Annotated in this window: 4 protein-coding genes; 1 reads left to right on the top strand and 3 read right to left on the bottom strand. The window is 67.5% G+C overall.

Features of this window, described 5'->3' with window-relative positions; all coding sequences use genetic code 11:
• Window positions 1–309: 309 nt before the first annotated feature.
• The gene (locus EB084_18955; GenBank protein NDD30343.1) at window positions 310–1,236 is read right to left on the bottom strand and encodes an XRE family transcriptional regulator; all 927 of its coding nucleotides are present in this window, start codon (window positions 1,234–1,236) and stop codon (window positions 310–312) included.
• A 121-nt stretch (window positions 1,237–1,357) separates the two neighbouring features.
• The gene (locus tag EB084_18950; protein ID NDD30342.1) at window positions 1,358–2,158 is read right to left on the bottom strand and encodes a cyclase family protein; all 801 of its coding nucleotides are present in this window, start codon (window positions 2,156–2,158) and stop codon (window positions 1,358–1,360) included.
• Here EB084_18950 and EB084_18945 point away from each other — a divergent pair.
• Window positions 2,126–3,904, top strand: a complete 1,779-nt coding sequence (locus tag EB084_18945) for a tetratricopeptide repeat protein (protein ID NDD30341.1) — start codon at window positions 2,126–2,128, stop codon at window positions 3,902–3,904. The two genes, EB084_18950 and EB084_18945, sit on opposite strands and share 33 nt — an antisense overlap.
• Before the next feature lie 71 nt (window positions 3,905–3,975).
• On the opposite strand, the gene EB084_18940 is transcribed toward EB084_18945, so the two are convergent.
• Window positions 3,976–5,251: hypothetical protein (locus EB084_18940; protein ID NDD30340.1), on the bottom strand; the 1,276-nt coding region annotated here is incomplete at its 5' end.

Genomic DNA, 5,251 nt, shown 5'->3' with positions numbered 1-5,251 from the left:
GCTCATACTGCCACCACTGTGGTGCGTACGCCGTGCGCGGGGCGCGTACTGCCACCACTGTGGTGCGTACGTCGGGCGCGGGGCTCATACTGCCACCACTGTGGTGCGTGCGTCGGGAGCGGGGCGCGTACTGCCACCACTGTGGTGCGTAACGGCGATGTCGTACCACATCTGTGGCAGTACTGCGCGTGAGGGCTCGGGCTCCGCTCACCCTCGGCTGTGCCCTTTGCCGATCACCCTCGACCGCGCCCCTTTGCCGCTCACCCTCGGCTGTGCCCTTTGCCGCTCACCCTCGGCTGCGCCCCGTGGCTACGCCGTCCGCTGCGTCTTCACGCTCTCGGCGAGGCGCCGCTTCCTGCGCTCGTTGGCCTGTCGCCGTCGTGCTCGGCGCATCTCCAGTGCTTTCGGCTGCAGAGCGCGTACGTCGCGTACGAAGCGGTCGAAGAAACCGGGTCGGGTGACGACGTAGTTCTCATATCGCAGCCCAGGGAGGGCGATGGCCAGGGCTCTGGCTTGATCGTGATAGAGCTTGTCCTTGTGACTGGCATCGTCGATCTCGACGTACAGCCAATACCCGGCCTGGCCTTTTCGCTTGTAGTAGACGAGGAAGTCGGTGCGCACCGGGACGCACCAGGCGATGTTCAGCCAGGCCTGTCCGAAGACCACCATGCGCTCGTCGCCCGAGGTCCACACCACAACGGGCTGCAACAGGTCGTGGCCGTCTGTCCAGGAGTCGTCGCACAGGGTGTTCACGGGCAGGCGGAACGCACTGTAGCAGCTGTATGCGACGCGCGCGCCGGCAGCCAGCAGATGCATCGCGAAGACGAGCTCATGCGCGGTGTCTCTCGGCAGGCGCTCGTCTGTCTCCTCGAGCTCGCTTGTCGAGCATCGCTCTTGCGCAAGCTGCGCGACCTGGCGCGCCACGCTGCCCAGCCCTTCGAGGTCGGCGATGCGCGCGCGAATGACGTAGGGTGGGCGGTATCGTGCCCGCTTTGCCGACGAGCTGCGCACGAGGAGCCGGAACCCGCCCTCTTCGGGGAGCCCCGTCAGCGTTCCCCGAGCGCAGCACAGGGCGCGTTCGGCGAGCGCTCCTCTTTCTGCGGGGAGCGGACGACGCCCGCATTCCCAGTGAGAGAGCGTCTGCTGACAGACGTTGAGCCGCTTTGCCAGGGCTCGCTGGCTGATTCCCAGCGACGTGCGAAGCCGTCGAAGCGCGTGACCGTAACGATTCTTCATGCGCTGAGTATGGCGATTCAAGTCTCCATGCGCCATTGCCGCGTTGTAACGGCGGTGTGAACTTCTCTGTGCCAGGACTGCCTCCTGACCCGGGGTAGGGACGAATCTCGCGGACGCAGCACTAGGCGCGCTTGCGCAGCAGCACGCGGGCGGGTGAGCCGTCGGCACCCGTGAGGCGGAGCGGCAGGGCGATGAGGTCGTACCGACCCGGGTCGATGCCGCGCAGATCGAGCCCTTCGACGATGATCACCTCGGCGCCGAGCAGCGCGTGGTGGACGGGGTAGCGGGCACTGTCGAAGGCGTCGATGCTGAGCGCGTCGATGCCCACCAGCCGTATCTCTCGCTTCACCAGCCATTGCGCCGCTTCTTCATCGAGATGTCCCTGCCCCGCGGCCGGTGGCGGGGGAGGGGAGTCGTCATCGGCGCGGCGTGTTCGAATGAGAAGCCGTCGTGTGTCTGGCGCCACGCCTTGCTCGAGGGCGGTGCGGCCCACGCAACCGTCGACCGAGGGCGCATCGATCACCTGGCACTCCCCCACGAGCAGCGCGAGATCGAGGGTGTCCACGCCCCGTCCACCGGCGATGAAATGGGCGGGGGCGTCGATGTGCGTGCCTGCGTGGCTCGACATCTCGAGGCGGCTCACCCGCGCCCCGTGCTGCTCCACGGTGGAGACCGGGCACGCGCAGAACGGGGGATCGCCGGGCCATGCCGCAAGCCCTTCATCGAGGGGGCGGCTCACGTCGATCCACGGAGATCGCTCGAGGTCTGGCGACCCGCTCATTGCAGAGACCTCCCGAGGGGATCTCGGCGCGCTCCCCCGTCTCTTCCGCGCCGGGGCGGGCGGCACCGGTTCCTGTGCTGATGCCCGTGCTTCGGCGGTGGCATCGGGATGAACCTCCCACCGCACGAGCCCCCTCGCCATCGCGTTACCGTGATCGGACCGCCTGTACCCCAGGGAAGCGGGGCAGGGTCACGCCGCGGTGCCTCGAACTGCGGCCATGAGCGCGCGCATGGTGCGCCATCGACCGCGTCCCGCGGGTGGGGGCGCCAGGAGGAGGAAGGCATGAGCGAGGGCGGATGCGTGATCGAGCGCGGCAAGCGGCTGTCAGAGAGTCGCCTCTGGGCGTTGCAGCGCGGCTTCTACGCCAACCAGGGGGTCACGGCCTGGAACAAGGGTCCGGTTCCGCACTACATCACCAACAACTCGTACATCGCCCATGCCTATGCCGTGCTGGCGCGCGCGATTCTCATCGATCTCGAGCACGCAGGCGCGATCGACACGAGCGAGCCCGTGCACATCGTCGAGCTTGGCGCGGGGGCGGGACGCTTCGGCTACCTGTTCGTGCGGCATCTTCTCGAGCTCTCCGAGCGTCGTGGGCTCGGCGTCCGCTTTCGCTATGTGATGACCGACTTCGCGGGCAAGAACCTCGAGTTCTGGCGAACGCATGAGCGCCTGGCGGGGCTTTATGATCAGGGTGTTCTCGACCTGGCGCGCTTCGACGCCGAGCGTGACACGCGCATCGTGCTCGAGAAGAGCGGTGTCGTTCTCTCGAGAGAGACCACGAAGAACCCGGTCATCTTCATCGGCAACTACGTCTTCGACACCCTCACGTTCGACGCGTTTCGCGTCACGCGGGGCGTGCTCAACGAGAGCCTCGTGACGCTGCGGTCGACGCAAGCCGAGGAGCCTGATCTCGACGATCCCGGCATCATCGGGCGCCTCGAGGTGGCGTATGAGCACGTTGCGATCGAGGGAGACTACTACCCCGAGCGGCCGGTGTGGAACGCCATCCTGGCCGACTATCGCCAGCGCCTGGGCGACACATCGATCTCGTTTCCCGTCGGGGCCTTGAACTGCCTCGAGAAGCTCACCGACATCAGTGCGGGGCGTCTGGCCCTCATCAGTGCCGACAAGGCCCACAACCGCCTCGACGAGCTGCTGTGGCGCAACGATCCGGAGCCCGTGAAGCACGGCAGCTTCTCGCTCACCGCCAACTTCGAGGCCATGGGGCGATGGTTCGAGGCGCAGGGCGGTCTCGCGCTGCACACGTCGACCCGGGAGGCAAGCCTCGAGATATCGTGCTTCGCGCTGCTGCCCGAGACGCCGCTGGGCGAGACGCGGACGACCTTTGTCGAGGCCATCGACACGTTCGGTCCCGTGGACTGGTTCACCATGCGCCACAACCTCAGCCTCACCGATACGATGCCCCTCAAGCTCTGCATCGATCTGGTGCGGCTCAGCCGATACGATCACCGCCTGCTGTGCGATCTGTCGGAGGGCATGTTCCCCAAGATCTCCGGCGTGAGCGACACCGTGAAGCGCGAGCTGCGCGTCACGCTGTCGGCGGTGTGGGATCTGTACTACAGCATCGGCGGCAGCCGGGACATGCCGTTCGTGATGGGGCGATTTCTCTACCGCCTCGAGCACTATCGCGAATCCATCGCCTTCTATCGCGAGTCTCTTCGGCTGCACGGCGACGACGCGATGACCCACTACAACATCGCCCTCGGCCACTACTATCTGCGCGAGCGCGAGAAAGCCCTCGAGCATCTGGTGCGCTCCCTCGAGATCGATCCCGGCAACAGCTTCGCGCGAAGCTGGAAGCTGCAGATCGAGTCGGAGATGTCGGAGAGCGGCGTGTTCTTTCCGGAGAACCTGGGCGTCTGAGTGAGGGCTCTCTGCAGGCCGCGTCAAGGACACGGCCTGCCGCCCGAGTTCGTGACCTGAGCGGGGCTCGTCTACGCGCTGACGCCCAGCTCCCCCGTGGCGCAGCGTATCGCGCCCCACAGCCTCGTGCTGAGCCGAGCTGACGGCATGTCGATCACGTCGAAGCCGTGATCCCGATAGACGGAGCGGGCCGTCTCGTCGAGATGCGGCACGTCGTAGGTGGGCATGTACACCCGCTTTGCGCCGCTCGCGGGGTCGGTTTCCGTGAGCACGTTGCTGTAGGTGATGTAGGGGGTGAGCAGCCCCACGCCAGCGAGGTTCGGCACGCGCGCCGTGCGGAACCCGTGACGCTGGAGGTTCGCGCAGACAGCGTCGTATCGCTCCGCCAGCCCGCGGCTTCGCGTCGCCGCGGCGAGCGGCGCGAGGTCGTCGCCGCAGCGGCGCAGGGTGGTTCCCGGATCGGCCACCGCGACCGTCTCGTCATCGAGGAACGTGAGCCCGAGGTCGATGTGGAAGTCCGGCTGGGGCTCGATGATCAGCACGCGCTTTCCGAGTGCTTGTTCGAAGCGCTGCGTCACCGCCTCGCGCGTGAGCCGCATGCTTGCCATGCAGGCGGTGATGCTGTCGATGCCGATGAGAACGGTGTCGCGGTTCGTGATCATGTCGCCGCCCTCGAAGGTCAGGGTCGAGCGACGCACGATGAGGTCGGGCAGCGCCGACTTCAGGCGGGCGGGCGCGGCGCCGGTCCCCTGCACCACCCGCCGGTTCAAAGAGGAAGAGACCTGCGTGTCGCCTCGGAACGCGCGCGGCAGCAGCAGCACCGGGCGCCCGTCGTCGGTGGTGGTGAGCACCGCGCCGTCGCGGGCCCAGAGGGTGAGCGGGCAGTAGAGCTGCTCGGGGGTGGAGTGCAGGCGAAGGTCGTGGAGGTGCACGCGTTCGGGGGATGGCACGTCCCATGTGTCGATGAGCCTGCGCAGATGCGCGCCCGCCTGTCCCTCCACCACCACGTGCATCGCAACATCAGGCGGGAGCCGTGTCAGGACATCGTGGAAGACGGCTTTGTGCGCCTCGTACGCCGGGCTCTGGTACTCCTCCGGCCACTGCAGTCGCAGGGCGCGCAGGCGACCGTCGAAGCCCGACACCAGGCGCAGCGGCCCCAGATCGTCTGTCCCCTCTTCAACGTCGAATGCGCAGCGTGGACGCACGGGGGTTCGGCTCGGGTTGCGGGGAACGCGCCATCCGTCGGCGGTGGGCTGGCCGTCCCAGGGGTCTCGGGGCTGTCGGGGGGAGGCGCCGACCTGCTCGCTGAGGGTGGGTAGCAGGCCAGCGCTCAGGGCGCCGGCGTGG

The organism is Pseudomonadota bacterium (genome assembly GCA_010028905.1).
GTDB lineage: Bacteria > Vulcanimicrobiota > Xenobia > RGZZ01 > RGZZ01 > RGZZ01.
This window is presented reverse-complemented; position numbering and strand designations above follow the sequence as displayed.

Excerpts from the sequence above, each read along its gene's own strand:
- EB084_18955 (NDD30343.1), bottom strand. The coding sequence starts at position 1,236 with ATGAAGAATCGTTACGGTCACGCGCTTCGACGGCTTCGCACGTCGCTG.
- EB084_18945 (NDD30341.1), top strand. The coding sequence starts at position 2,126 with ATGAACCTCCCACCGCACGAGCCCCCTCGCCATCGCGTTACCGTGATC.
- EB084_18950 (NDD30342.1), bottom strand. The coding sequence starts at position 2,158 with ATGGCGAGGGGGCTCGTGCGGTGGGAGGTTCATCCCGATGCCACCGCC.